The organism is Rhizobium sp. WYCCWR 11128 (assembly GCF_013416305.1).
In the GTDB taxonomy this organism is placed as follows: domain Bacteria; phylum Pseudomonadota; class Alphaproteobacteria; order Rhizobiales; family Rhizobiaceae; genus Rhizobium; species Rhizobium indicum.
The window spans coordinates 166,105-191,651 of record NZ_JACCEZ010000012.1 but is presented as its reverse complement, the minus strand read 5'-3'; the positions used below and the strand labels follow the sequence as shown (position 1 = coordinate 191,651).

Here is a 25,547-nt window from a genome sequence, read left to right as displayed (position 1 = left end):
CTCAGCCCGGCTGATTGACCCAGGCATAGCCGAAACGATAGCTGTCGTCGCCGCGCCCATAGACATAGGGCACGTCGATCACCGACGCCTGCGGTGCGGACACGCCGAGATTGGCCTGTAGCCATTGAGCCATGGCCGGGGGAAGTGTTTCGCTTCCGCCCTTCTGCGGGAGGAGCCACACCAGGAGAAGCCGTCGCCGGCCGGTAAGATCCGGGTTGAAGCCGGGATAGTCCACAGAGAGGATCGGCACACCGGGAATATCCTGCCTGAGATTACCGGCAAGCAGGCTGTCGTCGGCAAGGATCGCCGCCGGTTCGGCCTGTTTGCGCAATGTTTCCAGCATGCCGGCATAGGGCCTGTTCAGCCGCTCGTAATGACCGGTAAAGCGCGCAGTCGCAACGCTCCCGTAAAGGGCCGCCGGTACGCCGATCATGATGACGGCGAGGATGGGTATAAAACGCCGGAACGCTCTGTCTGTTGTGACGCCTGCGGCCTCGATCTTCAGGCAGAAATAGAGCGGCAGGATGAAGAGCATCGGCACCAGCCAGCGATCCTTGATGCCCGCCGCGCCGCCGAAGACGATCAGAAGCAGAATGCCGGCCAAGAAGACGAGCATCATCCGCTCGAGAAGCCGCGTCCATTCCGAGCCGGAGGCGAGCGCCGGACGAAGGCTCTTGCCGAAAACGATCGCGAACACCGCCACGGTCAATGCGGCAAAGCTGATGGTGGCGAGGGCGAGCGAACTGACGCCCATGGACACCTGCTTAAGATAGCTCGCATCGCCGCTCGCAGTCATCTTCTCCAGCGTGCGTGCGGTGGCGAAATCGAGATTGTCCTTCAGCCAGAAGAGATGCGGCAGGGTGATGACGAGCGCCACCGCCGCCGTCAGCACCAGCCGCCAGTCGAAGATCCGCGGCCGCAGGCGCGCATCGGCCAGCGCGGCAATCAAGGCTGCCGCCGGCAGGATCGCGAAATTGTATTTGGCAAGCAGTCCGAAACCAATGCCGATGCCTGATATCAGGTAGGAGGCAAGGCTCGGCTGCTTCAGGCTGCGAATGAAACCGTAAAAGAAGATGCTGGCCGAGAAGAACACCGCGACCGTGTGAGTCAGGTCGCGCTGCATCTCGAAAGCCATCTGCGGGATCGTCAGCAGCCCGAGCGTGGCGATCGCCACCAGCGCCTTGTCGCGCAGGACAAGCCGCGCGGTCAGGCCGTACAGCAGATAGGAGATGAACAGCAGCAAGTTCTTCACCACCGAAAGCGCGGTCAGCGAGACGCCGGCAAACTGGAAGACGGTGTATTGCAACCAGTTGTAGAACGGCGGCTGCGGGCCGTAGCCGGCGGCAAGCCATTGCGATCGGAAGGCCTGTTCGGCCTCGTCGAGATCGAGCGAATGCGAGGTTGCGAGCCGCACGCCGACCTGGAGCACGAAATAGGCTGCCAGCAGAACGAAGATCCAACTGATGTCGCGACGGTTGCTCTCGGTCATCCTATCTGGTCTCCGGCCGAACCCAGGCGTAGCCGAGCGCGAAATTGTCGCCCTGGCGGCCGAAATAATAAGGAAGCGACAGCGAGCCGATCTCCTGCAGCGCGATGCCGGCCGCCGTCAGCGCTGATGAGAACCGCTCCGGCATGACCGCATCGGCAGCCGTCGCCGTCTGCTTGCCGCGCCAGACGATCAGCACCGGCCCCTTGGCCTCGGCATAGGCCGGAATGCCCGGTGCCGGAAAATCCGGGATCACCACCGGCACATCGGGAAATTGCAGCCGCATGTTTCCGCCGATATAGGTGTCGGAAGCGATCACCAGCGCCGGCTCCGCCTGTCGCGTCATCTCGCGCGAAAAACCCGCCATCGGCACATTCGGCCGGCTGTAAGTGCCGATCAGCCCGGCACCGACGACGCGGAAGCCGAGTGCGATCAGCACGCAAGCCATCAACACCGGCAGCACCAGCCGGAAGCGGCGCAGTCCGGCGGAAAGCTCGAGCCCGGCGGCTTGCATCTTCGCAAGGAAATAGATCGGCAGCACCAGCAGGAAGGGGTCGAGCCAGCGCTCGCGAACAGTCGTCGAGCCGGTCAACAGCACGATCAGAACGATGCCGGCAAGACTTGCGAGCATCATCCGCTCCATCATCCCAGTCCAGCGGTTGCCCGCCGAAAGCGCCCGGACAAAATCCCGGCGGAAGGTGGCGGCGAAGATTGCGACAGGCAGCGCCGCAAAGGCGATGATGGCGACGAGAAAGGCGAGAAGGCCTTTGCCGATCCGCACGGCGCCGGCGGGTTCGCTGCCGGCGGCCATCTTGACCAGAGTGTCGGAGGAGGCGAATGCGAGATTGCCCTGCAGCCAGATCGCGTGCGGCAGGACGATGACGAGCGCAACAGTGATCGCTGCCAGCATGCGCCAGTCGAGCGCCCGGCGTCGCCATTCGGCATCGGGCAGGATGGCGATCAAGGCGACGATAGGCATCAGCGCGAAATTATATTTCGAGATCAGCCCGATGCCGGTCGCAAGCCCGAGCAGCAGGTAGCTCGCCATATCGGGCCGGTCGAGCGTGCGGAAGAAGCCGTAGAGAAACAGCGCGCTAGCAAAGAGCAGCGCCGTCGTGTGGGTCAGATCCTGCTGGGCCATGTAGGAGACCTGGGGCAGGGTGATCAGCGCCAGCATGCCGACGGCGGCAAGCGCCTCGTCCTTCAGCGCGCGCCGCCCGGCAAGGCCATAGAAGAGATAGGACAGGAACAGCAGGATGTTCTTCGGAACGATCAACGCGCCGATCGACATGCCCGTCACCGAAACGACGGCATATTGCATCCAATTGTAGAAGGGCGGCTGCGGGCCGTAGCCCGCCAGCAGATATTGCGAGAAGAAGGATTGCTCCGCCTCGTCGAGCTCCAGCGAATGCGGAAGCACGATACGCAGCACGATGTTGAGCACGAAATAGGCTGCAAGCAGCAGGCCCGCGGTTTTGATCGTCCTCGTCGCGCGCTCCAGCATCGTGCTGCCGGCTTAGGCTTGGCTTTGATCGTCGAAGATCTGCCGCACGATATAATTCGGTGAGGCATCGTCGCGGTAATAGGTGCGCGCGATCATTTCCGCCAGGATGCCGGTGGTGATCATCTGCACCGACGACAGCAGCAGTACCACGCCGACCATCAGCATCGGTCGCGTGCCGATGTCGTTGCCCAGGATGAACTTGTCGAAGCCGAGATAGAGCAGGATCAGCATGGCGAGGGCGCCGAGGCCCAGGCCGAGCGAACCGAAGAAATGCCCCGGCCGCGCCTTGTAGCGCATGAAGAACATCACTGACAGCAGATCGAGGATGACGCGGAAGGTGCGCGAAATGCCGTATTTCGAAACGCCGTGTTCGCGGGCATGGTGGGTGACCGCCATCTCGCCGATGCGCGAGCTCGGGACGACACCGGCGACCCAGGCGGGGATAAAGCGGTGCATCTCGCCCATCAGCTTCACCTGCTTGATGATCGAGGCACGGTAGATTTTCAGGCTGCAGCCGTAATCATGCAGCTTGACGCCGGTGATGCGGCCGATCAGGTAGTTGGCGCACCAGGAGGGGATCTTGCGCAGGAACAGGCCGTCCTTGCGGTTCTTGCGCCAGCCGACCAAGAGATCGAGTTCACGCCGTTCCAGCTCGGCGACCATCGAAGGAATGTCCTTCGGATCGTTCTGCAGGTCGCCGTCCATCGTCGCGATAAGGCGGCCACGGGCGGTATCGATGCCGGCCTGCATGGCGGCTGTCTGGCCGAAGTTGCGCTGCAACTCGACGATCCTGAGCGCCAGCCCCTCGTGTCCGACATACTTCCGGGCGTTGACGAGCGTCGCATCCGTGCTGCCGTCGTCGACGAGGATCAGCTCCCAGCGATGGGGGTAGCTGACCATCGCAGCCACGACACGCTCGACGAGCGGGCCGACGCTTTGCTCTTCGTTGAAAATGGGCACGACCAGCGACAGTTCGAGCGATTGTACCGGATCATTCGTACCGCGAATGGGCTCTACGGTTGTCTGCAACTTTCATCTCCAAAAGGCCGGGCGGCCGAGCAATCTTGAATGCTGCCGCCGCACTTGCGGAAGGCTACTACATGAAGTGTCCGCCGGTTGCCAGCCGGCAATGCCTGTTTCCCGCAATCGGCTGATCTGCCGGGGCGCTATTTCGCGCCGCCTTCCACCCAGGAGTAACCAATGGAGAAGCTGCGTTTGCCGTCACCGAAGAGATAGGGCAGGGTCAGCGTCTTCAACTCTGGCAGATGAATGCCCGATTTGACGAGGTCATTGGCGAAGCCGGGGGAAATTGTTGGATCATCTGCGGTCTCGCCGCGCCAGATAACCAGAACCGGCCCCTTCGCAGCCGCATATTCGGGAACTCCGGGACCGGGGAAGAACGGGATCACGACGGGAACGTCGGGAAACTCCAGCCGCATGTTGCCGGCAACGAACTTGGTTCCGGCCACGATGAGAACCGGCTTGCGGGTCGCGGTCAATTCAGCCACGTAGCCGGAAAAGGGTACGTTCGTTCTCGTATAAGTGCCGATATATTGAATGCCGACGATCCGGAAAAGAAGGATCGACAGGATGACGACCATGAAGACCGGCACCACGGGCCGGAAGCGCGCAAGACCGGCGGAAAGATCGATGTCTGCGGTTTCCAGTTTCAAGAACAGATAGATCAGCAGGACGAGTAGGCATGGGTCGAGCCAGCGCTCGTGGATATCGCTCGCGCCGGCGAAGAGGACCACGCCGACGAAGCCGAGCAGGCTAATGACCATCATCCGCTCGATCACCCGGATCATCGGGCTGGAAGAGGAGAGCGCGCGAAAAAAGTCGCGCCGGAAGGCGGCCGCGATGAGAACGATCGGCAATGCGACGAAGCCGAGGACGGCGATCACGAGAGACAGCAGTCCTTGCCCGATGCGGGGGAGGCCGGCCGGCGCCAGGTGTTCGGCAGTCATCCGCTCGAGTGTCGGCGCAGACGCGCTGGCGAGATTGTCAGGCAGCCAGAGCGTATGCGGCAGCACGATCAGAATGGCGAGCACGGCGGCCGGCAGCAAACGCCAGTCGATGAGATGGCTGCGCCATTCGCGCTCCGGCAGCACGGCGATGAGGGCGGCAAAGGGCAGGATGGCGAAATTATACTTTGAGATGAGCCCGATGCCAGTGGCAATGCCGATGAGGAGATAGCTCCCGATCGTCGGCTGGCGCAGCGTGCGGAAAAAACCGAAAAGGAAGAGCGAGGTCGCAAACAGCAGGGCAACCGTATGGGTCAGTTCGCGCTGCGCCATCAGGCCGACCTGCGGCAGGGTAATCAGGCTCAGCATGGCGACGGCTGCGAGCGAACGGCTCTTCAGCACCTCACGGGCAGCAAGCCCGTAGAAGAGATAGCAGCCGAAGAGAATGATATTCTTCGGCACCGAGAGCACCCACATCGATATGCCGGTCACCGAAACGATGGCATATTGGATCCAGTTGTAGAAGGGCGGCTGCGGACCGTATCCGGCAAGCAGGTATTGCGAGTAGAAGGATTGCTCCGCCTCGTCGAGATCGAGCGTATGCGGCAAGGCGATGCGAAGCGCGATGTTCAGCAGGAAATAGGCCGCCAGAAAAATGCTTGCACTCTTAATGCTTCGGGTAATCCGCTCCAACATCGATCTCCACGTCAAGCCGGCAAGGTCCGATCGGATCGTCGGCGTGGAGGCATGTTCGCCACCTCCGCCATCAACTCCGTCGTTGTGCGCAACCTTCATTTCTCATAAAAGGCCTGGCGACGGAACCGCTGCCTATGCCGAAGCCAAGCGAGGAATGCCTACTACATGAAGAGTTCGATCGTTGAAAGCCGGCAATCCTGGTTTATGCGCAATCGCATGACCGTTCTGACGGTCGTCATCGTCGCAGCCTATGGCCTCTTCATCCAATGGTTCTGGGGTTGGCCTGTTATCATCAGGCAGTGGGCCGATGTCGGCGCAGGTCCGGTGATCGGTGCGCTGGTGCTGCTGACGAGCACCTATTTCCTGCGCACCTGGCGCATCTATGATTATTTCCCGAACGAGACAGCCGGCCGGTTCGCGGTCCTCTTCCGCGTCACGCAAATCCACAATCTGCTGAACATCATGCTGCCCTTCCGTGCCGGCGAGACCAGCTTTCCGCTGCTGATGCGCACCGAATTCGGCATTCCGCTGACGCGCGGAACCTCGGCGCTCTTCGTCATGCGGCTGCTCGACCTGCACGCGCTTCTGGCCGCCGCCGGCATCGGCTTTGCCGTCGCTTCAGCCGACGCGGCTGTTGCCTGGTCGCTCTGGACTGTCTTCCTGCTGCTGCCGGTCGCGGCCTTCGCCGCCCGCAAGCCGCTGCTGCGCCTGGCCGCCAGGCTGTTGCCGAACAAGGCGCAGAAATTCGTTGCCGAGATCGAAAACGGCTTGCCGCTCGATAGTGTCGCCTTTGCGCGCGCCTGGGCGATGACCATCGTCAACTGGCTGGTGAAGGTGATGGTGCTTGCCTGGGCGCTCGGCCTGATGGGCGTGCTGCCGATGGCGGCAAGCTTCGGCGGCGCGCTCGGCGGCGAGCTCTCCTCCGTGCTGCCGATGCATGCGCCAGGCGGCGTCGGCACTTATCCGGCCGGCATCACCGCCGGCGCCATCGCCCTGGGCGCCTCGAGCGAGCGGATGGCCTTGGCCGCGCTGGCGCAGGCAAGCGTCAATGCCCACCTGCTGATCATCGTCTCGGCGCTGACCGGCACCGCGATCTCACTGCCGCTCGGACGTCGCGGCAAGCTCTGAAATCCGTCTTCTCAGAAACGCTTGTTCCGGCTCCTGCCGGCAGAGCGACAGCGCTGTTTGATAGGCGGTGATCGCCTCTTGCCTCCGGCCGAGACGGCGCAGGAAATCGGCGCGCGCCGAATGGGCGAGGTGATAGGCCTGCAGCTCCCCGCGTTCCAGAATGGCATCGACCAGCTCCAGCCCCTTCGCCGGCCCCTCCGCCATGGCAATCGCCACCGCGCGGTTGAGCTCGACGATCGGGGAGGGCTGTGCTGCTAGAAGCAGATCGTAATAGAAGGCGATCCGTCGCCAGTCGGTCTCTTCGGCAGCCGGCGCCCGGGCATGTTCGGCGGCGATAGCCGCCTGTAGCGTATAGGTGCCGATCTCTCCCGCTTCCATCGCCGCGGCGAGCAGCGCCAAGCCTTCCGTAATCTTCGCATGATCCCAGAGCGAGCGGTCCTGATCGGCAAGCAGCACCAGCGATCCGTCTCCGACGCGGCGGGCGGTGCGGCGGGAATCCTGCAGCAGCATCAAGGCCAGTAGGCCGGAGACGTCTGGATGAGGCAGCAGCGTCAGAAGCAGCCGCGCCAGACGGATCGCCTCCGCGCTCAGGTCGGCGCGGACCACGTCCTCGCCGGAAGAGGCCGAATAGCCCTCGTTGAAGACGAGGTAGATGACGTGCAGCACGCGGTCGAGCCGCGGCGGCAGCGCCTCGCGGCCCGGCACCTCGTAGGGGATCTTCGCCGCCCGGATCCTGCCTTTGGCGCGCACGATCCGCTGGGCCACCGTCGGCGCCGGAATGAGGAAGGCATGGGCGATCTCTTCGGTGGTCAGTCCGCAGATTTCCCGGAGCGCCATCGCCATCTGCGCATCGGCCGGGATGAGCGGATGGCAGCAGGTGAAGATCAGCCGCAGCATGTCGTCCTCGATCGGTTCCATGTTGCCGATCTCCGTTGCATCGGGCGTGTAGAGGCTGTCTTCGATATGATGCTGCGAAGCATCGAAACGCGCCCGCCGTCGGATCGTGTCGATCGCCTTGAAACGCCCCGTCGAAACGAGCCAGGCGAAGGGATTACCGGGAATGCCGTCCGTCGGCCATGTCCGGGCGGCGGCGGCAAAGGCGTCGTGAAGCGCTTCCTCCGCCCGGTCGAAATCGCCGAGCAGACGGATCAGCGTCGCCAGCACCCGGCGCGACTGCGTTCGGTAGATCTCCTCGATCACACTTTCCAAAGGGGCACCTCAGTCCGGCAGGGTCAGTATCCGCACGGGCCGGAGTTCGACCGCGCCGAAACGCGCCGACGGGATCCGTCCGGCAATCTCCCTGGCTATCATCACATCCGGCGCCTCGATGACGTAGAAGCCGGCCAGGTGCTCCTTCGTCTCGACATAGGGGCCGTCCGTGGCGGAGAGCGTGTTGTTGCGAACGCGCAGCACGGTCGCCTTGTCAGGCATCTCCAAGGCATCGGAGTGGATCATGATGCCGTCGCGGCACAGCTCCTCATCAAAAGCGAAATGCGCTTTGATAAGTTCGTCGGTTTCATCAGGCGTCAGCGTTCCGTCGGTGTCGGTGCTGTTATAAATCAGGCAGATGTAGCGCATGACTATTTCCCATCCTGGATAGCGTAGGTCGGGCGCACTTCGATCGAGCAATATTTGAGGATCGGAAAACTCGACACGATCGTCTTCGCCTCGTCGATATTCTCGGCTTCGATCAGCACAAAACCGCCGAGGTGCTCTTTGATTTCGGCAAATGGGCCATCGGTCGCAGAGACGTCGCCATTGCGCAGGCGGACCGTGATCGCTGTTGACGGTTCATGCAAGGCGAGCGCCACCAGCAGATGACCGCTCTCGCGCCAGCGATTGTCGCTGATGATGCACTCCTGTGTCAGCGCATCCCATTCGGTCTGAGGGACCAGCTTGCTTTTTTCCGTGTCGAACCAGATCTGGCATAGAAATTTCATTTGGTCTCTCCTCACTTAGCTCCGAATTCGTGGATTGGCCGCACTTCGATCGCGCCGAGCATGGCGAGCGGGATGCCCGCGGCAATGCGGATCGCTTCGTTGAGATCCTTGGCCTCGATCAGGATAAAGCCGCCGAGCGCCTCCTTCGTCTCGGCGAAGGGACCGTCCGTCACCGACGTCTCGCCATTGCGCACCCGTACGGTCACCGCCGATTTTGGCGGCTGCAACGCCTGGGCGACGATCATATGCCCGCTTTCGACGAGGTCCTTGTCATAGTTCAAGGAATTGGTGTCGAGTTCGGTCTTCTCCTCTTGCGTCATCGCGTCGAGCACCCCGCCATCGAACCAGACCTGACAGAGATATTTCATCGCGGCAGCCTCCTTGCCCTATTCCCATAAACATGGACGAACGACCTGCATGCATTTCGACAGCGCCGCGAAAAAAAATGTGCGGACGAGGTGTCGAAATCGCAAGGCAGCACTCGACAAGGCTTCATCGAAACCTGTCGAGGAGAATGGAAATGAGCATTCTTGAAATCGCCCTGGCAAGTCACATCTGGGCACGTCGCCACGAGAAGCGTCAGCTGGTAGTACCCGACGATGCCGATGCGCTGAAGGTTCTCCTGCGCATCGCTTTCGTCGTGGTGGCCTTCACCCTGCTGATAGCAGGGCTGAATCTTGCCGCCGGTAAGCCGCAGATGGTGGCCGAGGGCTCGGCGCCTGTCGTGACGGGTAGATGAGGAAACGGCCTATTGGAAGGCCGTTTCGAAGAAGCTGCGCAGCTTGCGTGAATGCAGCGCTTCCTTCGGCATGGCGGCAAGCTTCTGGACGGCGCGGATGCCGATCTGCAGGTGCTGGTTGACCTGCGTGCGGTAGAAGGCCGTTGCCATGCCCGGCAGCTTCAATTCGCCGTGCAGCGGCTTGTCGGAGACACAGAGCAGCGTGCCATAGGGCACACGGAAGCGGAAGCCGTTGGCGGCGATCGTTGCCGATTCCATGTCGAGCGCGATCGCGCGCGCCTGGGAGAGCCGCTTCACCGGCCCACGCTGGTCGCGGAGTTCCCAGTTGCGGTTGTCGATCGTGCCGACGGTGCCGGTGCGCATGATGCGCTTCAGCTCGAAACCCTCATAGCCGGTGATTTCGGCAACGGCGGCTTCGAGCGCCACCTGCACTTCGGCCAGCGCCGGGATCGGCACCCAGACCGGCAGGTCGTCGTCGAGAACATGGTCCTCACGCATATAGGCGTGGGCGAGAACATAGTCGCCGAGCCGCTGGCTGTTGCGAAGACCGGCGCAATGGCCGAGCATCAGCCAGGCATGCGGGCGCAGCACGGCGACGTGGTCGGTGATCGTCTTGGCGTTGGAGGGGCCGACGCCGATATTGATCATGGTGATCCCGGCATGGCCCTTCTTCTTCAGATGGTAGGCCGGCATCTGCGGCAGGCGGGTGAGGGCGGAATCCGTTTCCGGCGCGTTCGAGCCGGGAAGGGTGACGACATTGCCGGGCTCGACGAAGGCGGTATAGCCGTCGCCGCCCTCCGCCATCAGCTTGCGCGCCCAGCCGCAGAACTCGTCGATATAGAACTGGTAGTTGGTGAACAGCACGAAATTCTGGAAATGTTCCGCATGCGTCGCCGTATAATGCGACAGCCGGGCGAGCGAATAATCGATGCGTTGCGCGGTGAACGGCGCCAGCGGCGAGGGCTCTCCCGGCGGCGGGATATATTCGCCGTTGGCGATCTCGTCGTCGGTGGTGTTGAGGTCGGGCGTGTCGAAGATATCGCGCATCGGAACGTCGACGAACGCGTTGGTCGACGCTTCTACATGCGCTCCCTCACCGAAGGCGAAGTGGAGCGGGATCGGCGTCGACGATTCTGAGACGACGATCGGAACATTATGGCTCTTCATCAGCAGCGACAGTTGCTCCTTGAGGTAATGCTTGAAGAGCTTCGGCCGGGTGACGGTCGTCGTGTAGATGCCGGGTGCCGTGACATGACCGTAGGAAAGCCGCGAATCGACATGGCCGTAGCTTGTCGTCTCAATGCTGACCTGCGGATAAAATGCGCGGTAGCGCGAGGAGATCGGCGCGCCCTGCGCAAGTTCGCTGAAGCTCTCGATCAGGAACGCCGTGTTGCGCTCGTAAAGCGCTGTCAGCGTCTCGACCGCCTTGGCCGGATCGTCGAAGCTCTGGGGCTGGAAAGGCGGTGGAGAGGATGTGTCGAGGGGCGACAAAAGGGAGATTCGTTTGTTCATGACGCATTATAGAGAGTTGTTCTTGACAAGCAAACGACGCGCGCCGGCGGATTCCGATTTTTTGTCCTCTTCCGCGTCTGCTGCGAATGCCTGTCGCCCAACGTGCGCAGCGGTTTTGAGACGACGACATGCATAAACCAAAGACTTAAAGCGCATCGCGATGCGCTTTACTCACCGCACCGCAGGCGCGCAGAAGGTGCCGTTTCTCTCCAGGCAGGTATAGCTCGCCCCGAAATGCGACTGCGCGCCGCCGCCGCCATCGTGCACCACGACTGCCGAAAACGTGACCGCGAAGATCGCCGCAAACAGTGTGATGATGCTAAGGCGTCTTGCCAGAATATAGTGGTTCATTGCCTTGCCCCCGATACGCAACTCTATCGTGACATGAGTTTTGCCATGCGGTGGCTGAATGAGTGCTGAGATGCCGGTTCATCCGCCGTTCAGCTTGCCGGGCCGGCTCGGGCCGGTCGCCAAGGGTTTCGAGGCATGCCTGCGTCGACATGCTTGGCGTTTTGGAGGATGGCTGCGCAACTGCGTTACGATACGCTTATAAGTTGGTTCGACTAGTCTTCGGCCGGCCAATCCCGCGCGGTATGGATCACCCGCAAGATGACGACGCTTTCGCGTCCCGCGATCGACCGCAGCTCATAGGAAATTATGTAGGGGAGCCGGGTGAGGGATTTTTCATAAGTGCCAGTTATTCGTCCTGGCCGACCGGTTGCAAATTCGCCAAGTTTCTTGCCGGCATCCTCGATGGCGTCCACAACCCTTTCGGCCGCATCGGGGTTGTTCTTTGCGATGTAACGCAGAATTTCCAGATTATCCTGATGTGCTTCCTTCGACCAAAGAACCGGCCTCATCCGCGCGGGGTTTTCCTACGCTTGGCATCCGCGATGACCTTACGCATTTCGGCGACAGCCTGCTCGTGCGGTATAACGCGCTCAGCTTCCGCATCGGCCATGCCGCGCTTGATACCCTCGATGATTTCAAGCTCGCGCTCCACATAGGCCGCTACGGCCTCGCCAGCGAGGAATGATTTGCTGCGTTGCGTGTCGGCCGCAATCCTGTCGAGCTTTTCTTTTACGTCGGGGCGGACCCGAATTGTCATGGTCGTGCTGCCGGCCATTTCGAAAACTCCTGTGTTGAGCTGTGTACACTCTAACACATCCCGGCCGTTACCCGCTATCCGCCCCGCGTTCTCTCAGAGCCGCGTCCAGGTCTGTGACTTGCAGAGGATCTTCATCACGCAGCCCTGCATCCTCAGCGAATTGCCGGAAATCTTGCCCGAGCCGCTATAGGTCTTCTCGGCGGCCGGGTCGGTGATCTCGCCGGCATAGCTGCCGCCGGTTCCCGCAAGCGTGCCGATCTTCCGGCCGGCATATTTACCGGTCTTCAGCGTCACGCAGTAACTGCCGCCGCAGGATGCGATCACCGCCGTATCGCCGGCGGCCGTCTTCCAGTTGCCGACGATCGGCTCCTCGGCATGCGCGATACCCGCGATGACTGTTATGAAGCCGGCGAGAACGAAGCTGCGGATCATCTTTTCCTCCATGATATCCTTGATCGCCGCGAAAATAACTGACGCGAACGTAAAGGTAAACAGGGTCGATCGCTATCATGTTGACCGGCTGAAAATCACGAGAAAAGCCGTGCGGCGAGCTTTCAAAGATATCGCCTGCTGATTTCATGATGAACGATCCGTTTATTTTCAAATCTGAATCTTTCGTAAAATCCGCTCGAAAATCCTTAATTCGCAGGGAGTCCGATGTTTAACGAAAATCCAATTTTACCAAGTGTTTGCACTTTGTTTGTCTCAAATTAATCATGCATTTTAGGCGTTTTTTGAAAGCCGTTTGGCATAGTGAACCCATCAAACGAGCGGGGCAAACCCGCCGGACCGGAAGGGCCGCAAGCCGCGATAGACGGCAAGGCCCGAAGGTAAAACAGGGTCAGTCATAAACAGGCTAACAGGGATAAAACCGATGGCACGCTTTGAAATGCACAATGCTGAAACGGCCACCATGGGTGGCGACAACAACAGCGCCGATGTCTTCTGCGAAATGGGTCTGATGTATGCGACCGGCCGCGGCTGCGAAGTCGATCTCGTTGCAGCCCACAAATGGCTGAACATCGCCGCAATCAAGGGCAACGACCGCGCCGCCGAGCTTCGTGCCGACGTGGCCGCCGCCATGGACAAGATGCAGCTCGCAGCAGCGCTGCGCGCCGCCCGCGAGTGGATGACGGTTCACTAGAACCGTCTCCGATCAATTCGACAAGAGCAGCAATAACAACCTCAAAAAGAGGGGGCTGGCGGGGCGCTTTGGACGGGGCCGACGCCGGGAGAACGGAACCGCGACCGGATCCTCCACCGGCCGCGGTTCTTCGCTTTATCGGCCGATCTGTTTCAGAACCTGCGGCAGAGCCTGTTCGAGCAGCGCCATATCCGCCTCCGGCCCGACGCTGATGCGGATGCAGCGGTTGAGGGGCGCCACACCAGGCATGCGGATGAAGACGCCGTGCTCTATCAGGCCGTCGACGATCGACCGCGCATAAGCGCCGTCGCGCCCTGTGTCGATCGCCACGAAATTTGTTGCCGAGGGCAGGGGGACGAGGCCGTTCGCCCGGGCGATGCCGCCGATCCGCTCCCGCGCCGCATGGATTTTCCCGACCACCTCGACGAGATAGGCCTGGTCCTTGAGGGCGGCGAGCGCTGCAGCCGTTGCCAGCCGGTTCATGCCGAAATGATTGCGGATCTTGTCGAAGGCCTGCGCCGTGCCTGCCGTCGAGATCGCGTAGCCGGTGCGTGAGCCGGCAAGTCCGTAAGCCTTGGAGAACGTGCGGGTGCGAACGACGTTCGGCAGCTCGATGAGCGAGGAGATCGACGGCAGCGAACCTGCCGGCCCCGTCTCGCTATAGGCCTCGTCGAGCACCATCAGCGTCGTCTCGGGCAGCGCACGGGCGAAAGCGACGATGCTGTCGGCATCCCACCAGCTTCCCATCGGATTGTCGGGATTGGCGAAATAGACGAGCGGCGCATTCTCGCGTTTCACCGCATCGAGCAGCCCGTCGAGATCCTCGCGGTCGTTTGCGTAGGGAACGGTCACCAGCCGACCGCCGAAGCCGGCGACATGGAAATTGAAGGTCGGATAGGCGCCGAGCGAGGTAACGACGGGCGCGCCCGGCTCGATCACCAGCCGGACGATCTGGCCGAGCAATTCGTCGATGCCGCTGCCGATGGCGATATTGGCGGCCGAGATGCCGAGATGGGCGGCAAGCGCTTCCCGGAGCGCGAAATTCTCCGGGTCATTGTATTTCCAGATATTGCCGGCCTCCTCGCGCATCGCCGCAAAGACGGAAGCTGCTGGGCCGAAGCCGTTCTCATTGGCGCCGATGCGCGCCGAAACGACAAGTCCGCGCTGGCGCTCGATCGCCTCGGGGCCGACGAAGGGGACTGTGGAGGGCAGGGCGCTGGCAAGAGGTGTAAAGCGCGAAAAGGCGGACATGCGACGGCAGTTTCCCGGACATAATGACTATTGGCGAAACAATAGGCCCGGGCACGGCCAACGCAAGCAAGATTATTTCCGCAACGACTCGGCCTGTTCAGGCGCGGAAGATCGGCGCGCGTCGGGCAGCGATTGCTTCCATGTTGCCGACAAGGAAATCGGTACGGACGACGCGGCGCAGAACCTCGGGGTCCATGATGTTGATGAACCGCACCCCGATGCGTTCCTTATGGCGATAGACCTCCGCGCAGCCGATCCGGTAGGCGAGGCCAAGAATGTTGAGATAATAATGCTTTGGCAGGCCGGCCGTGGTCGAGACGATGAAGGTGGCACCGCCCTGGGAGATATCGATGATCTCGGCGCTTCGCATGGAGACGCCTGTGAGGCACGGCCGGACGGCGACGATGCGGGCTGGCCGTTTGACGCTGAATTCTTCCCAGCGCAGGTCGTAGACAGCGGACTTGACCGTGGCAAGGTGTGTGGCGCGGAGCATAGTCATTCACATTCTCCGTCAGACAGGGCACATTTGGGGTCTTGATCGCGAGCAAGCTGGTCTTGATCTCATTCAAGCTGGGGTCTTGCTCGAACCAAGGTCACATGAATGTTTTGCACATTCGTCAAATATAAAATGACAATTTTAACGAGTTTAAACTTTGTGCCCAAGCGGGACGCCCGATGTTCATTATCGGGACGCGGGCTTTCATCTCCAAGCTCCCGTTTCAGCCAAAAAATCTGACGGCGAGATATCCGCCGGTGGCAGTCAGCGCCGTCAGAGCCGTGCCCCAGACCATGTCGACCAAGCTCATGGCGAGCGGCCAGTTGCGAAGCGTAGCGAGATTGGTGATGTCATAAGTGCCATAGGCGGCCAGTCCCAGAATGGCACCGTGGAGAAACGCGGTGGCGATCGAGCCCGCCGACAGCGCCGGCAGCACGGCAAGCACAACCACCGCGGCGGCGAAGAACAGGTAGAACAGTGCGCCGACCGCCAGATTAGGCGAGGGCAGCATCAGCGCTCCCAGTTGATCGCGATAGAAGTTGCGGGCGATGAGGCCGAGCCATATCCCGTCGCAGATGAGAAGGGTGAGAAAGGTACCGGCATAGGCGAGCAGTGATGTCTTCATCGTCAATCTCCCGAACTTGGCCTTTCTACGCAGCCAGGGCCGGCCGGATCGCCGCCCGTTCGATTTCGGTGCAATTTTCCCGAACTCTTTCAATGGCCAGGCGTTCTGCCTTGATCGATGAAGCACGGCGCGCTTCGAATGACGACAGCGAGGAGTTGAAGATGACTGATGTAAAAATCCCTTGGGAATCATGGGTCGTGGTCTGCGATGGAGCCAAGGCTCTGATCATGCAGAATGCCGGCGATGCCCAACTGGTGAACCTGAAGGTGCTGGAAACCCTGACACAGCCGAGCGCGCCGGATCGCGAGATTGGCGCCGATAAGCCTGGCCGAACCCATGCTGCAGACGGACTGAGCGGCAGCGCTGTCGAGGAGACCAGTTGGCAGGATCAGGCCGAAACCGAATTTCTGAAACAGGTGGCGGAAAAGCTCGACGAGTTGGTGCAGGAAAAGAAGGCCCGTCGCATTGTCCTCGTCGCACCGCCGAAGGCGCTTGGCGCGCTGCGGCCGGCACTCCGCGCCGATACGCAGGCGGTGATCACCGCGGAAGTGGCGAAAGACTATACCAATATGCCGGTCGACGAGATCGAGCGGCATCTCGCCGCCTGAGCCGGCAAGAGCCTACCTATAATGAACGCGGGTCGAATGGCCCGCGTTTTCTCATTCCGCCGCGTCAAGCGGACGGTTTCTGCCCGGTAAACAGCTCTTCATGATCGGCAAAGAGCGCCGCCAGGCGGTCGATGACGATCCTGACTTCCGGCCGCTGCCGCTCGTCGTCATGCGCAACTATCCACATTTCGTAGGTCAGTTCGTCGATGACAGGCCCGGCGCGGACGAGCCTGCGCTCCTGATCGCCGATGAAACAGGGGAGCACGCCGCGGCCGGCACCGCCGCGGATGAGGTAAAACAGCATATGCGGCGTGTTCGTCCAGCTGGTGATCCAGGAATCCGGCTGTTCGAACGTCCATTTGTCCGCCGGCGTGATGGCGGTATCTGTGCCGAGCGAGATCCAGTTGCAGTTTTTCTCGTCATAGCCGGCCGTCTGATAGGCCGCATGCGCCACCTTGACCGAACGGCGGATCGCGACGTTGCCGCTCTCCGGTCGGCTGTGGCGAATGGCGATATGCGCCTCGCGATAGGTGAAATCGACGGTGGCGTCGCAGGTCTTGTAGCACATGCGGAAGCTGTCCTTCGGCGTCCAGACGCTGGCCAGATGGTCGGCGACGAAGCGGGAGGTCCAGCTGTCGGCGGCCGTCGAGACGATCGGCAGTGTCAGCACCTCGCCGCGCCAGTCGGAGATCGCACGCGCAGCATCCTGCATCAGCCGGACGCGATCGAGCAGCTCCTGCCCGTCCTTGGCGAGCAGATAACCGGTGGGGCCTCGGCTGAACAGCGAGCGGCCGGTCACCCGTTCGAGCGCCAGCATGCGCCGGCCGATTGTCGGCGCGCTGAGGCCGGTGCTCGCCGCCGCCGCCGAAAGCCCGCCGCCGGTCGCGACATGGAAAAAAAGCTGCAGGTCGTCCCAGCTTGCATCTTTCATGGATGAAAACCCCCTTTCCTCAGCGCCTCTACATCGGAGGGGCGCGAAGGCTTAGCTCAAGTGCCTGAGCAAATAGATGGAGGATGAAGCAATGGATCTCAACTGGGTTGTTCTCTTTAGGGAAATCGAAATCGGCAATCGCCGGATCCGCCATGATCCCTTGGCCGATCCGCTCGAGCGTCCGGAATGGCGCGGATTTCTCTGGGCCGTTCCGATCATCGCGCGTCTCGCCGCAAGACGGAGCGGCGAAACAAAGGCGACGCGCCGCGATGATTCACGGATCGGAAAAAGCCTCAGGTTTCGAAGTTCAATCGCAACACGTGGTGCAGGAATTCCGGATTGATCAGCATGTTGAAGCTGATCGTCACCAATTCGCCTTCGCGTTTGACCACGGTCGCACCGATCTCGTCATGGATGCCGAGGATTTCGAGGAAGAAATGGCTCGGTATTTCCAGGTTCGGGCTGACTTCGAGCAATGCGCCGGCAAGCGTGATCGTGCGGATCAGGCAGCGCACCTGCGTTCCGGTGCTGAGGTGATGGCCGACGAAGATGATGTTGCCGGGCCTGTCGAGATTGAATTCCCTGTAAGCACGTTCCGGCTTGGGGTGTTCTGTGTCGAGGTGCATCTGAAAGGCCCTTTTAGCCTCCGCTTGTAATACGACAGGATATTACTTCAAGAATGCTGATATTTTCTGAAGATCACCGTTAACATTGAATGCATATGTGAAAGCCGCGGGAAAATCGCACCGATTTCGTGCAGATTTGCCCCAAAGCTGTGCATTCCTCAGGCAGATGCGCCATTCTTGACATGTCGGCGGCGTTCGCGCATACAAAGGCCGGTTCGAGGCACCGGCCGCTCGCGGATGAAAATCCATGGTGAAGTCCTCGCGATCATGGTCACGGCCCTTTGTGCATGCTGACTGACGGCAATGCGAGCTCCCATCCGCAGTCGAAGAGCATGCCTTTCGAAGGCTCACGCCATGACGACGACCTATCCTGCCATTGAAGAATTGAAGGCCCAGGCCAAGCGTCTGCGCCAGGGGATGAACGATCGCGGCACCACGCTGACCCACAGTGCGGCCCTGGAAATGATTGCCCGCCAGCACGGCATGCGCGATTGGAATACGCTCGCGGCCCTTGCGGCAAAGCCCAATGCTAGCCCGAAGACACCGCTCTTCGTCGGCGCGCATATTCGCGGCCGTTATCTCAATCAGCCGTTCACCGGTGAAGTCCTGGCGCTTTCGGCTCTGCCGGGCGGCGACCTCCACAGGATCACCATCCATTTCGACGAGCCGGTGGATGTCGTCACCTTCGAGAGCTTCTCGGCCTTTCGCCAACGCGTGAACGCGCAGATCGATGCCGACGGCGTCTCGCCGCGGAAGACCTCGAACGGCGTGCCGCATCTGGTGCTCGATCTCTAGATTGTTTTTGTCCTTTTGAGACCGTCCGGATCCGGATGACTTTTAAGCCGGATCGGGCCCGCCTCATATCGCACGGATTCTCCATGACCGATCCTTCCCAAGGCAATGCCTTTCTCACCGGCTGGCTGCCGGGCGTCTTCATCAGGACGGCGGCACCGATCGTCGCCGTCACCACCGTCAACGGCCTGTTCACCGTCGTCGACGCCTATTTCCTCGGCGCCTATGTCGGTCCGGACGCGCTCTCTGCCGTCAGCCTGATTTTCCCCGGGCTGATGCTGCTGGTCGCCTTGCAATCGCTGGTCTCGAACGGCATGGCAAGCATCCTTGCCCGCCGGCTCGGCGCCGGCGATCGTCAAGGCGCGCGTCGGGTATTTGCCGGCGCGCATGCGCTGGCGTTCGCCGTTACCCTCATCCTCAATCTGGTCTACTGGACGGTGGGGCGGCAGATCATCGATGCCGGTGCCGCCGGCAATACCACTGTTGCCAATGGCGCCAGGCTGTTCATGGGCGCGATGATCACCTGTGCGCCGGTCGGCTTCTTCCTGTCGCTGCATCTCGACGGATTGCGCTGCGAAGGCAAGATCGGTTTCATGACGCTGGTGACGCTGTCGGCCTCACTGCTCAACATCCTCGCCAACTGGCTGTTCATGGCGGGGATGCATTGGGGCGTGCTCGGTTCGGCAGCCGGCTCCATCGCATCTCAATTCGTCTGTCTCGCAGCCGTGCTCGCCTATCGCTGGCGCCGGCCGGCGGCACTCAGGCCGTCCCCGGGGTTGGCTCTTGCCGAATGGCGCGGCATCGTCGCCTTCGGCGCGCCGATGAGCCTCGGCTTCATCGGCATATCGCTGGCCTCGGCCGCCATTCTGCTCAATGTCTCGCTCTGGAGCGTGGCAGACTACGTCGCAACTGTTGCGGCCTATGGCATCATCACCCGGATCATGACTTTCACCTATCTGCCGTTGCTTGGCCTCAGCATCGCGCTGCAGACGATCGTCGGCAACAATCACGGTGCCGGCCTCGGGCTCCGCGTCGGCCGCAGCCTGCAGATCGCCATGCTCGCAGCACTCGTTTATTGCACCCTGGTGGAGATCACCGTCGAATTGCTGGCCGGCCGCCTCGGCGCCGTCTTCGTCGCCGATCCGGCGATCATTGCCGAGGTCAGGCGAATTCTGCCCTGGACGATCGGCGCCTATTTTCTCTTCGGGCAGATGCTGATCCTGTCGTCCTATTTCCAGTCGATCGGCGATGCCCCGCGCGCGGCGATCTTCGGCCTGTCGCGGCCCTATCTGCTCACCCTGCCGCTCACCTTCCTGCTGCCCTTCGTCTTCGGCGAGCAGGGGATCTGGATGGTGCCGGTCTTTGCCGAGGCAGGCATGTTCATCCTTGCCTTCCTCGTGCTGTCGCAGAACGCCAAACGCCGCGGCTGGCGCTACGGGCTTCTGCCCGCCTGAAACGCAAAAGCCGCGCACCCCGGCGCGGCTTGTCTCATGTTGTTTATTCTTTGCCTGCCGAAGCGGCCGATGTCGCAGCTTCGGCCTCATTCAAGGCCTCGGCGCATTCCTGGCAGCAGACTTCGACAGCCTTTCCGCCGAGCTTGACGGTGATGGTCTCCGCACCGAGTTCGCAGTCGCAGGCGGCGCATGTGGTCTTCTTCATCTGAGGATCCTCTGTTGATCGTCCCGCGATCGGGACAAGCTCATAAGATCATCGAAGACCGCATCGTCGCTGTCGAAATCTTTAGCGATTGATGGGAGCTTTTACCTGTGTCGCAACTGCGCCGCGCGTTGGAATTCGGCCGGAGTCTGTCCGAAAGTCTGCTTGAAGGAAGCGCTGAAATGGCTGTGGCTGGAAAAGCCGAGGTCGAGACCGAGCGCCGTCAGATCCTCGTATTGGCCAAGCAGATCGAGCGCGCGGGCAAGCCGCAGCCGCAGCTGGTAGCGGTAAAGTGGCGTCGCCTCGACCTGCTGGAAGACCTGGGTGAGATAAACGGGCGAGACGCCCACTTCGGTGGCGATTTCCGAAAGTGTCCAGCGCCGCGCGAGATCGGAGGAAAGCACCAGCTTTGCCCGGTCGACGAGTTTTTGTCGGCCGGCGCTGGCACCCGCCGCATGCGATGTGCGCTCGCCGAGCGAGCGGCGCACCAGCGTCAGGGCCAATATCTCCGCCTCGAGCGTCTCGGCGACGTTGCGGCTGAGACCATGACGCAGAAGCGCAACCAGCGCCTGCGCGCGTGGATCGATCCGCCGGCGCTGGCGGCGGAAGGAAAAGGGCGGGCCGGGCTGTGCCTGCTCCTTCGGCGTAAGCTCTTCGAGCATGGATTCGTCGATCGCCAGATCGATGCAGGCGTCGCCACCCTCGATAGGGTGGCTGATTCGATATCCCTGGCCGGCATTGAAGAACAAGACCTGATTGGCTTCGGCCACCGTATCATTGCGGCCGACATGCCGCATGAAGACGCCGCGATAGGGATAGACGAGGCTCGTCCTGTGGGCGCATTCCTCGTCGCTCTTATGACGGCACTCGCCATTACAGACGATGTCACGAATAGTGACCATCTTCGTTTTCAGAAGCGGTGCCGTTGAGAACTGCGACATTGCATATTCCGTATCAGACAGGCCAGAGCCGACCGTACTTATAGCAGCACTTTAGTAACGGCTGTAGACATGAACATCGCTTTCCGTCTGCCCCCTGGAAAGGCCGATATCCTTCAGCTGTTCGTCGGAAAGCTCCATCAACGCATTGAGGTTGCGTCGTTCGCTCATCTTGCGCGCCAGCCAGCGCGCCACCGTGATTGCGGCAAGGAAGAGGCCGGGTCGCGTAAGATGCGAAGAGCGAATATTTCGGGCCGATATCGTGAAATTCGGGCTGTGCATGGTGATCCTCCATCCGTGTTTGGATGGAGGCAGTGAACCATCAGCGGCGTTTTCGCGCTGTCAGATTATTTAGCGATCGAACGCGACGCTTACGCTTTCAGCAGCCACTCGTGCTCGGCGGCATTGTGGAATTTCCAGATCCGCTGCGGTCCGGCCATGACGTTGAGGTAATAGAGATCGTAACCATGGCAGGCGGCGCAGGGGTGATAGCCTTTCGGCACCAGCGTCACGTCGCCGTCCTCGAGCGCCATCGCTTCGTCGAGCGAGCGATCGTCGGTGTAGACGCGCTGGAAAGCGAAGCCCTGCGGCGGGTTGAGGCGATGATAATAGGTCTCTTCCAGGAAGCTCTCGTTCGGCAGGTCGTCCTGGTCGTGTTTGTGCGGCGGATAGGAGGAGGTGTGGCCGCCTGGCGTAATCACCTCGACGACGAGCAGCGAATGCGCCGAGCTGTCGTCTTCCGGCATAATATTGTTGACGTAACGCACATTCGTGCCCTTGCCGCGCGTCACCTGCGGATGTGTGCCGGGCGGGATTTCTTTCGCCTGATAGGTGCCGCCGCCGGGTGCGGAGCAGACGGCGAGCTCCAGATCGGTCTCCGCCGTCACCGACCACGTCGATTCCATCGGGATGTAGAGCGCATGCGGGGCGCCTTCGAACGGGCTCATCCGGCCGCCGAGCGTGCCGAAATCCTTGGTGCCGGCAGACGCTTTGCCCTTGCCGGTCACCCAGACGAGGCAGACTTCGCGATCGCCCGTCTCTCCCGAGACGGTTTCGCCCGGCTTCATCCGATGCAGATCGAAGCCGACATAGGTCCAGCCGGCATTTTCCGGGGTGACATGCGTGACGCGGCCATGCGTGCCTGATGGTTTCACCTTGAGATTTGGCATTGGTGTTTTTCCTCGTAAGTTGGCGGGTGCGGCCCCCTCATCCGGCTGCCGCCACCTTCTCCCCGAGGGGAGAAGGGACATGCTGCGCCGCTTCCATTCCCCTTCTCCCCACCGGGGGTCCGAAGGACGGGTTGAGACCGGTGGCTTAACCCAGGCAAAGGTGCCCGTAGGGCGGATGAGGGGGTTCTTGCTCCAGCAGTCCGGAAAGACGAACTCCTTGTGGAATGAATCTCCGGACAAACAGTTTTTACGATCCCTTGGGGAAGCCTTCCGTTTCCACGGTATAGCCCGCAGCCGTCATGACGCGCATCAACTCGGCGTGACCGATCTCGGCCATTTTCTGCGGCGGGGCCTTTCGCGGATCCTGTTCGGCCTCGACGACGAACCAGCCTTCATAGCCGTGATCGGCCAGCCGCTGGACGATGGCGGCGAAATCGAGCGAGCCGTCGCCAGGCACCGTGAAGGCGCCAAGCGCCACCGCATCGAGGAAGGACTGCCGGCTGCGATCCAGCCCATCCACCACAGGTTTGCGGATGTCCTTGACGTGAACATGGTTGATACGGGCGTGGTGGTTGCCGATGGCGCGCAGCACGTCGCCGCCGGCAAAGGCGAGATGGCCGGCATCGAGCAGCAGCGGGATGCCTTCGCCCGAATGGCGCATGAAGGCGTCGAGTTCCGGCTCGGTTTCGACCACGGCCGCCATGTGGTGGTGATAGGAAAGCGGCATGCCCTGCTCGGCGCACCATTCCCCGAATTCCGTGACGCGACGCGCATAGGCCTTCATCTCGTCATCTGAGAGGCGCGGCTTGGTCGCGAGCGGCTTGGAGCGGTCGCCCTGGATGGAGCGACCGACTTCGCCATAAACGATGCAAGGTGCATTGACCGCCTTGAACAGCGCGATCATCGGCGCGATGCGGTTCTTGTTGGCGGCAAGCTCCTCATTGACCAGCGTGCCGGAGAACCAGCCACCGCACAGCGTCACGTCGGCGGTGCGCAGGATCGGGAGCATCTCTTCCGGATTGCTAGGGAAACGGCGGCCTTGCTCCATGCCGGTGAAACCGGCGCTGCGCGATTGCCGCAGGCATTCCTCGAGGGACACATCGTCGCTGAGCTCAGGAAGATCGTCGTTCCACCAGGCGATGGGCGACATGCCGAGTTTGGCCTTCATCAACATTCTCCTTAAAAGCATTGCGGAAGAGCCGGGGCGCTCTTCCGAGAAATGGTAGCACTACAGCACCGCGCGTCTTTTCAGACGCGCAAAGGACGCTGTAGCACTTCGAATTGCTGCATAATTTTGTCCTTAAATCGATCCCGATTTAAGGAATTATGCAGTAGATTAACCGATGCGCTGGGCGGCGCGTGCTTCGACGTAGCCCTTGCGCGCTTCGTTGACCTCTTCGCGCGGGCTGACCTCAGGCACCGCGACATCCCACCAGTGGCCGCCGGCCTCCGTGGTGATCAGCGGATCGGTGTCGATGACGAAGACCGAGGTGCGGTCGTTCTTCTTGGAGGCGGCGAGCGCCTGCTCCAGCTCCACGATCGAGGCGACCTTGACGGCGATGGCGCCCATGCTTTCGGCATGCGCGCGGAAATCGATCTCCGGCATCACCTCGTGATAGGAGTCCTTCAGCAGATTGTTGAAGTTGGCGCCGCCGGTTCCCATCTGCAATCGGTTGATGCAGCCGTAACCGCGATTGTCGAGCACGACGATGTTGAGCTTGAGGCCGAGCATGACCGAGGTGGCGAGCTCGGAATTCATCATCATGTAGGAACCGTCGCCGACCATGACGACGACATCCCGTTCGGGACGCGCCATCTTGGCACCGAGCCCGCCGGCGATTTCGTAGCCCATGCAGGAAAAACCGTATTCCATGTGATAGCTGCCCGGCGCCGTCGCCGGCCAGAGCTTGTGCAATTCGCCCGGAAGGCCGCCTGCAGCACAAAGAACCGTCGTATTCTCGCCGCCGATCGTGCGCGCCACCGCGCCGATCACCTGCGCATCGGAGGGCAGGGCGGCATTGGTGGTTGCCATCGCCTTGGCGGCGGCCTCCAGCCAGATTTTTTTCTCTAAAGATGCCTTTTCTGCAAGCGCTGCCGGCGCCTTCCAGGCGGAAAGCCCGGCCGAAAGCGCCTTCAGCCCTTCGCGCGCATCGGCCACCAGCGGATGACTGTCGTGCTTCACCGCGTCATAGGCGGCGATATTGAGGCCGATCATCTTGAGGCTGTCGTTCTTGAACAGCGCCCAGGAGCCCGTGGTGAAATCCTGGCAGCGCGTGCCGACGGCGATGACGAGGTCCGTCTCTTCGGCGATTGCATTCGCCGCCGAGGTGCCGGTGACGCCGACCGAACCAAGCGCCAGCGGATGGTTCTCGTTGATCGACGATTTGCCCGCCTGGCTGACGACGACCGGAATGCCGTGGGCCTCGGCAAAGGCGGCAAGCTCCTTCGTCGCCTGCGAATAAAGCACGCCGCCGCCGGCAACGATCACCGGCTTCTGCGATGCCTTGATCAGTGCGATGGCATTCGCCAGCTCGTCCGCATCCGGCTGCGGCCGGCGGGTTGTCCAGACTTTTTCCTCGAACAGGCTTGCCGGATAATCATAGGCTTCCGCCTGAACGTCCTGGCAGAGCGACAGTGTCACCGGGCCGCAATCGAGCGGATCGGTCAGGACCTGCATGGCGCGCTTCAGCGCCGTGATGATCTGCTCGGGCCGGGTGATGCGGTCGAAATAGCGGGAAACCGAACGGAAGGCATCATTGGCGGAAACCGTGCCGTCGCCGAAATCCTCGATCTGCTGCAGCACCGGATCCGGCGCACGGTTGGCGAAGACGTCGCCCGGCAGGAAGAGAACGGGAATACGATTGACATGCGCCACGCCGGCGGCCGTCACCATGTTCAGCGCGCCCGGACCGATCGAACTCGTGCAGGCCATGAAGCGCGTGCGGAAATTCGCTTTGGCATAGGCGATCGCGGCATGCGCCATGCCCTGTTCGTTGTGGGCGCGATAGGTCGTCAATTCGCCGCGCACCTGATAGAGCGCCTCGCCGATGCCGGCGACGTTGCCGTGACCGAAGATCGCCCAGACGCCACCGAAGATCGGCACTTTCTTGCCGTCGACGATCGTCATCTGTACTTTCAGGAAATGCGCGACGGCTTGTGCCATCGTCAACCGTATCGTCTTGCCCATCGGGTCCTCCCGCAATCTTTCTTTTCGCGTTTTCCCCTCCCCAACCC

Annotated in this window: 31 protein-coding genes; 7 read left to right on the top strand and 24 right to left on the bottom strand. The window is 61.5% G+C overall.

The window, feature by feature from the left end; all coding sequences use genetic code 11:
* Position 1: 1 nt before the first annotated feature.
* From HX898_RS28405 to HX898_RS28390, 4 genes are all read right to left on the bottom strand, one after another.
* Positions 2-1,489 carry a glycosyltransferase family 39 protein gene (locus HX898_RS28405; RefSeq protein ID WP_180196406.1) on the bottom strand — a complete coding sequence of 496 codons (1,488 nt, stop codon included), beginning with the start codon at positions 1,487-1,489 and terminating at the stop codon, positions 2-4.
* Position 1,490: 1 nt separating this feature from the next.
* Positions 1,491-2,990: a glycosyltransferase family 39 protein gene (locus HX898_RS28400; RefSeq protein WP_138387682.1), complete on the bottom strand. Its 1,500-nt coding sequence runs from the start codon at positions 2,988-2,990 to the stop codon at positions 1,491-1,493.
* Positions 2,991-3,002: 12 nt separating this feature from the next.
* Positions 3,003-4,019 carry a glycosyltransferase family 2 protein gene (locus HX898_RS28395; RefSeq protein ID WP_138387681.1) on the bottom strand — a complete coding sequence of 339 codons (1,017 nt, stop codon included), beginning with the start codon at positions 4,017-4,019 and terminating at the stop codon, positions 3,003-3,005.
* 137 nt (positions 4,020-4,156) lie between these two features.
* The gene (locus HX898_RS28390) at positions 4,157-5,650 is read right to left on the bottom strand and encodes a glycosyltransferase family 39 protein (RefSeq protein ID WP_180196405.1); all 1,494 of its coding nucleotides are present in this window, start codon (positions 5,648-5,650) and stop codon (positions 4,157-4,159) included.
* Between the two features lie 165 nt (positions 5,651-5,815).
* Between HX898_RS28390 and HX898_RS28385 the strand changes: the two genes are divergently transcribed.
* Entirely contained in the window at positions 5,816-6,778 is a 963-nt protein-coding gene (locus HX898_RS28385; RefSeq protein WP_138387679.1) for a lysylphosphatidylglycerol synthase domain-containing protein, read from the top strand.
* Here HX898_RS28385 and HX898_RS28380 read toward each other — a convergent pair.
* Genes HX898_RS28380 through HX898_RS28365 form a run of 4 tightly spaced genes read right to left on the bottom strand, consistent with a single transcriptional unit; the run spans position 6,746 to position 9,086 of the window.
* Positions 6,746-7,987 carry an RNA polymerase sigma factor gene (locus tag HX898_RS28380; protein ID WP_180196404.1) on the bottom strand — a complete coding sequence of 414 codons (1,242 nt, stop codon included), beginning with the start codon at positions 7,985-7,987 and terminating at the stop codon, positions 6,746-6,748. The two genes, HX898_RS28385 and HX898_RS28380, sit on opposite strands and share 33 nt — an antisense overlap.
* A gap of 9 nt (positions 7,988-7,996) precedes the next feature.
* Entirely contained in the window at positions 7,997-8,356 is a 360-nt protein-coding gene (locus HX898_RS28375) for a YciI family protein (protein ID WP_138328434.1), read from the bottom strand.
* Between the two features lie 2 nt (positions 8,357-8,358).
* The gene (locus HX898_RS28370; RefSeq protein ID WP_138328433.1) at positions 8,359-8,718 is read right to left on the bottom strand and encodes a YciI family protein; all 360 of its coding nucleotides are present in this window, start codon (positions 8,716-8,718) and stop codon (positions 8,359-8,361) included.
* A gap of 11 nt (positions 8,719-8,729) precedes the next feature.
* A complete protein-coding gene (locus HX898_RS28365) occupies positions 8,730-9,086 on the bottom strand; it encodes a YciI family protein (RefSeq protein ID WP_138328432.1) in 357 nt (118 codons plus the stop codon).
* 152 nt (positions 9,087-9,238) lie between these two features.
* On the opposite strand from HX898_RS28365, the gene HX898_RS28360 reads away from it, so the two are divergent.
* Positions 9,239-9,457 carry a hypothetical protein gene (locus HX898_RS28360; RefSeq protein ID WP_246413095.1) on the top strand — a complete coding sequence of 73 codons (219 nt, stop codon included), beginning with the start codon at positions 9,239-9,241 and terminating at the stop codon, positions 9,455-9,457.
* Between the two features lie 9 nt (positions 9,458-9,466).
* Here HX898_RS28360 and HX898_RS28355 read toward each other — a convergent pair whose 3' ends face one another.
* The 5 genes from HX898_RS28355 to HX898_RS28335 form a co-directional block, all read right to left on the bottom strand.
* On the bottom strand, positions 9,467-10,969 hold the full coding sequence (locus HX898_RS28355; protein WP_138328430.1) for an AMP nucleosidase: 1,503 nt from the start codon (positions 10,967-10,969) through the stop codon (positions 9,467-9,469).
* Between the two features lie 171 nt (positions 10,970-11,140).
* Positions 11,141-11,320: a hypothetical protein gene (locus HX898_RS28350; RefSeq protein WP_062944158.1), complete on the bottom strand. Its 180-nt coding sequence runs from the start codon at positions 11,318-11,320 to the stop codon at positions 11,141-11,143.
* A gap of 212 nt (positions 11,321-11,532) precedes the next feature.
* Positions 11,533-11,829 (bottom strand): type II toxin-antitoxin system RelE/ParE family toxin, encoded by a 297-nt coding sequence (locus HX898_RS28345; RefSeq protein ID WP_180196402.1) that lies wholly within the window; start codon positions 11,827-11,829, stop codon positions 11,533-11,535.
* The gene (locus tag HX898_RS28340; RefSeq protein WP_138387675.1) at positions 11,826-12,095 is read right to left on the bottom strand and encodes a CopG family ribbon-helix-helix protein; all 270 of its coding nucleotides are present in this window, start codon (positions 12,093-12,095) and stop codon (positions 11,826-11,828) included. Before HX898_RS28340 ends, HX898_RS28345 begins: the two co-directional genes overlap by 4 nt.
* Positions 12,096-12,170: 75 nt before the next feature.
* Positions 12,171-12,509 carry a DUF2147 domain-containing protein gene (locus HX898_RS28335; RefSeq protein ID WP_062944226.1) on the bottom strand — a complete coding sequence of 113 codons (339 nt, stop codon included), beginning with the start codon at positions 12,507-12,509 and terminating at the stop codon, positions 12,171-12,173.
* A 442-nt stretch (positions 12,510-12,951) separates the two neighbouring features.
* Here HX898_RS28335 and HX898_RS28330 point away from each other — a divergent pair, with 442 nt between their 5' ends.
* A complete protein-coding gene (locus HX898_RS28330; RefSeq protein WP_003546876.1) occupies positions 12,952-13,221 on the top strand; it encodes a sel1 repeat family protein in 270 nt (89 codons plus the stop codon).
* A 135-nt stretch (positions 13,222-13,356) separates the two neighbouring features.
* Here HX898_RS28330 and HX898_RS28325 read toward each other — a convergent pair whose 3' ends face one another.
* The 3 genes from HX898_RS28325 to HX898_RS28315 all read right to left on the bottom strand — a co-directional run bounded on the left by HX898_RS28325 (position 13,357) and on the right by HX898_RS28315 (position 15,593).
* Positions 13,357-14,472 (bottom strand): pyridoxal phosphate-dependent aminotransferase, encoded by a 1,116-nt coding sequence (locus HX898_RS28325; RefSeq protein ID WP_180196401.1) that lies wholly within the window; start codon positions 14,470-14,472, stop codon positions 13,357-13,359.
* A 97-nt stretch (positions 14,473-14,569) separates the two neighbouring features.
* A complete protein-coding gene (locus HX898_RS28320) occupies positions 14,570-14,971 on the bottom strand; it encodes a pilus protein PilZ (RefSeq protein WP_003558031.1) in 402 nt (133 codons plus the stop codon).
* 220 nt (positions 14,972-15,191) lie between these two features.
* The gene (locus HX898_RS28315; protein WP_180196400.1) at positions 15,192-15,593 is read right to left on the bottom strand and encodes a DUF2177 family protein; all 402 of its coding nucleotides are present in this window, start codon (positions 15,591-15,593) and stop codon (positions 15,192-15,194) included.
* A 161-nt stretch (positions 15,594-15,754) separates the two neighbouring features.
* Between HX898_RS28315 and HX898_RS28310 the strand changes: the two genes are divergently transcribed.
* Positions 15,755-16,201, top strand: coding sequence for a host attachment family protein (locus HX898_RS28310; RefSeq protein ID WP_138328425.1), 447 nt, complete (start codon positions 15,755-15,757; stop codon positions 16,199-16,201).
* 64 nt (positions 16,202-16,265) lie between these two features.
* Here HX898_RS28310 and HX898_RS28305 read toward each other — a convergent pair whose 3' ends face one another.
* Complete coding sequence (locus HX898_RS28305) at positions 16,266-17,132, bottom strand: LysR family transcriptional regulator (RefSeq protein WP_180196399.1); 867 nt, start codon at positions 17,130-17,132, stop codon at positions 16,266-16,268.
* 91 nt (positions 17,133-17,223) lie between these two features.
* Between HX898_RS28305 and HX898_RS33355 the strand changes: the two genes are divergently transcribed.
* On the top strand, positions 17,224-17,475 hold the full coding sequence (locus HX898_RS33355) for a hypothetical protein (RefSeq protein ID WP_138328423.1): 252 nt from the start codon (positions 17,224-17,226) through the stop codon (positions 17,473-17,475).
* Here HX898_RS33355 and HX898_RS28300 read toward each other — a convergent pair.
* Positions 17,426-17,758 carry a hypothetical protein gene (locus HX898_RS28300; protein ID WP_018241377.1) on the bottom strand — a complete coding sequence of 111 codons (333 nt, stop codon included), beginning with the start codon at positions 17,756-17,758 and terminating at the stop codon, positions 17,426-17,428. The genes HX898_RS33355 and HX898_RS28300 overlap by 50 nt on opposite strands.
* Before the next feature lie 354 nt (positions 17,759-18,112).
* Between HX898_RS28300 and HX898_RS28295 the strand changes: the two genes are divergently transcribed.
* On the top strand, positions 18,113-18,553 hold the full coding sequence (locus tag HX898_RS28295; RefSeq protein ID WP_180196398.1) for a glyoxalase superfamily protein: 441 nt from the start codon (positions 18,113-18,115) through the stop codon (positions 18,551-18,553).
* A gap of 83 nt (positions 18,554-18,636) precedes the next feature.
* Entirely contained in the window at positions 18,637-20,004 is a 1,368-nt protein-coding gene (locus HX898_RS28290) for an MATE family efflux transporter (RefSeq protein WP_180196397.1), read from the top strand.
* A 43-nt stretch (positions 20,005-20,047) separates the two neighbouring features.
* Here HX898_RS28290 and HX898_RS28285 read toward each other — a convergent pair whose 3' ends face one another.
* The 6 genes from HX898_RS28285 to iolD all read right to left on the bottom strand — a co-directional run bounded on the left by HX898_RS28285 (position 20,048) and on the right by iolD (position 25,500).
* Positions 20,048-20,209 carry a hypothetical protein gene (locus HX898_RS28285; RefSeq protein WP_017959744.1) on the bottom strand — a complete coding sequence of 54 codons (162 nt, stop codon included), beginning with the start codon at positions 20,207-20,209 and terminating at the stop codon, positions 20,048-20,050.
* A 101-nt stretch (positions 20,210-20,310) separates the two neighbouring features.
* Positions 20,311-21,147, bottom strand: coding sequence for a helix-turn-helix domain-containing protein (locus HX898_RS28280; RefSeq protein WP_138328420.1), 837 nt, complete (start codon positions 21,145-21,147; stop codon positions 20,311-20,313).
* Positions 21,148-21,198: 51 nt separating this feature from the next.
* Positions 21,199-21,426 carry a DUF1127 domain-containing protein gene (locus HX898_RS28275; RefSeq protein WP_138328419.1) on the bottom strand — a complete coding sequence of 76 codons (228 nt, stop codon included), beginning with the start codon at positions 21,424-21,426 and terminating at the stop codon, positions 21,199-21,201.
* Positions 21,427-21,515: 89 nt separating this feature from the next.
* The gene (gene iolB, locus HX898_RS28270) at positions 21,516-22,313 is read right to left on the bottom strand and encodes a 5-deoxy-glucuronate isomerase (protein WP_138328418.1); all 798 of its coding nucleotides are present in this window, start codon (positions 22,311-22,313) and stop codon (positions 21,516-21,518) included.
* A gap of 247 nt (positions 22,314-22,560) precedes the next feature.
* Positions 22,561-23,481, bottom strand: a complete 921-nt coding sequence (iolE, locus tag HX898_RS28265; RefSeq protein WP_180196396.1) for a myo-inosose-2 dehydratase — start codon at positions 23,479-23,481, stop codon at positions 22,561-22,563.
* A 168-nt stretch (positions 23,482-23,649) separates the two neighbouring features.
* Entirely contained in the window at positions 23,650-25,500 is a 1,851-nt protein-coding gene (gene iolD, locus HX898_RS28260; protein WP_180196395.1) for a 3D-(3,5/4)-trihydroxycyclohexane-1,2-dione acylhydrolase (decyclizing), read from the bottom strand.
* Positions 25,501-25,547 lie beyond the last annotated feature (47 nt).

Bases quoted from the DNA above. Each gene is read 5' to 3' on its own strand.
- iolD (WP_180196395.1), bottom strand. From the start codon at position 25,500: ATGGGCAAGACGATACGGTTGACGATGGCACAAGCCGTCGCGCATTTC.
- HX898_RS28355 (WP_138328430.1), bottom strand. From the start codon at position 10,969: ATGAACAAACGAATCTCCCTTTTGTCGCCCCTCGACACATCCTCTCCA.
- HX898_RS28285 (WP_017959744.1), bottom strand. From the start codon at position 20,209: ATGAAGAAGACCACATGCGCCGCCTGCGACTGCGAACTCGGTGCGGAG.
- HX898_RS28275 (WP_138328419.1), bottom strand. From the start codon at position 21,426: ATGCACAGCCCGAATTTCACGATATCGGCCCGAAATATTCGCTCTTCG.
- iolB (WP_138328418.1), bottom strand. From the start codon at position 22,313: ATGCCAAATCTCAAGGTGAAACCATCAGGCACGCATGGCCGCGTCACG.
- HX898_RS28300 (WP_018241377.1), bottom strand. From the start codon at position 17,758: ATGCACCTCGACACAGAACACCCCAAGCCGGAACGTGCTTACAGGGAA.
- HX898_RS28315 (WP_180196400.1), bottom strand. From the start codon at position 15,593: ATGAAGACATCACTGCTCGCCTATGCCGGTACCTTTCTCACCCTTCTC.
- HX898_RS28320 (WP_003558031.1), bottom strand. From the start codon at position 14,971: ATGACTATGCTCCGCGCCACACACCTTGCCACGGTCAAGTCCGCTGTC.
- HX898_RS28405 (WP_180196406.1), bottom strand. From the start codon at position 1,489: ATGACCGAGAGCAACCGTCGCGACATCAGTTGGATCTTCGTTCTGCTG.
- HX898_RS28390 (WP_180196405.1), bottom strand. From the start codon at position 5,650: ATGTTGGAGCGGATTACCCGAAGCATTAAGAGTGCAAGCATTTTTCTG.
- HX898_RS28400 (WP_138387682.1), bottom strand. From the start codon at position 2,990: ATGCTGGAGCGCGCGACGAGGACGATCAAAACCGCGGGCCTGCTGCTT.
- HX898_RS28365 (WP_138328432.1), bottom strand. From the start codon at position 9,086: ATGAAATATCTCTGTCAGGTCTGGTTCGATGGCGGGGTGCTCGACGCG.
- HX898_RS28375 (WP_138328434.1), bottom strand. From the start codon at position 8,356: ATGCGCTACATCTGCCTGATTTATAACAGCACCGACACCGACGGAACG.
- HX898_RS28330 (WP_003546876.1), top strand. From the start codon at position 12,952: ATGGCACGCTTTGAAATGCACAATGCTGAAACGGCCACCATGGGTGGC.
- HX898_RS28280 (WP_138328420.1), bottom strand. From the start codon at position 21,147: ATGTCGCAGTTCTCAACGGCACCGCTTCTGAAAACGAAGATGGTCACT.
- HX898_RS28340 (WP_138387675.1), bottom strand. From the start codon at position 12,095: ATGGCCGGCAGCACGACCATGACAATTCGGGTCCGCCCCGACGTAAAA.
- HX898_RS28290 (WP_180196397.1), top strand. From the start codon at position 18,637: ATGACCGATCCTTCCCAAGGCAATGCCTTTCTCACCGGCTGGCTGCCG.
- HX898_RS28350 (WP_062944158.1), bottom strand. From the start codon at position 11,320: ATGAACCACTATATTCTGGCAAGACGCCTTAGCATCATCACACTGTTT.
- HX898_RS28335 (WP_062944226.1), bottom strand. From the start codon at position 12,509: ATGATCCGCAGCTTCGTTCTCGCCGGCTTCATAACAGTCATCGCGGGT.
- HX898_RS28310 (WP_138328425.1), top strand. From the start codon at position 15,755: ATGACTGATGTAAAAATCCCTTGGGAATCATGGGTCGTGGTCTGCGAT.
- HX898_RS28325 (WP_180196401.1), bottom strand. From the start codon at position 14,472: ATGTCCGCCTTTTCGCGCTTTACACCTCTTGCCAGCGCCCTGCCCTCC.
- HX898_RS28305 (WP_180196399.1), bottom strand. From the start codon at position 17,132: ATGAAAGATGCAAGCTGGGACGACCTGCAGCTTTTTTTCCATGTCGCG.
- iolE (WP_180196396.1), bottom strand. From the start codon at position 23,481: ATGAAGGCCAAACTCGGCATGTCGCCCATCGCCTGGTGGAACGACGAT.
- HX898_RS28360 (WP_246413095.1), top strand. From the start codon at position 9,239: ATGAGCATTCTTGAAATCGCCCTGGCAAGTCACATCTGGGCACGTCGC.
- HX898_RS28370 (WP_138328433.1), bottom strand. From the start codon at position 8,718: ATGAAATTTCTATGCCAGATCTGGTTCGACACGGAAAAAAGCAAGCTG.
- HX898_RS33355 (WP_138328423.1), top strand. From the start codon at position 17,224: ATGGATCTCAACTGGGTTGTTCTCTTTAGGGAAATCGAAATCGGCAAT.
- HX898_RS28345 (WP_180196402.1), bottom strand. From the start codon at position 11,829: ATGAGGCCGGTTCTTTGGTCGAAGGAAGCACATCAGGATAATCTGGAA.
- HX898_RS28295 (WP_180196398.1), top strand. From the start codon at position 18,113: ATGACGACGACCTATCCTGCCATTGAAGAATTGAAGGCCCAGGCCAAG.
- HX898_RS28385 (WP_138387679.1), top strand. From the start codon at position 5,816: ATGAAGAGTTCGATCGTTGAAAGCCGGCAATCCTGGTTTATGCGCAAT.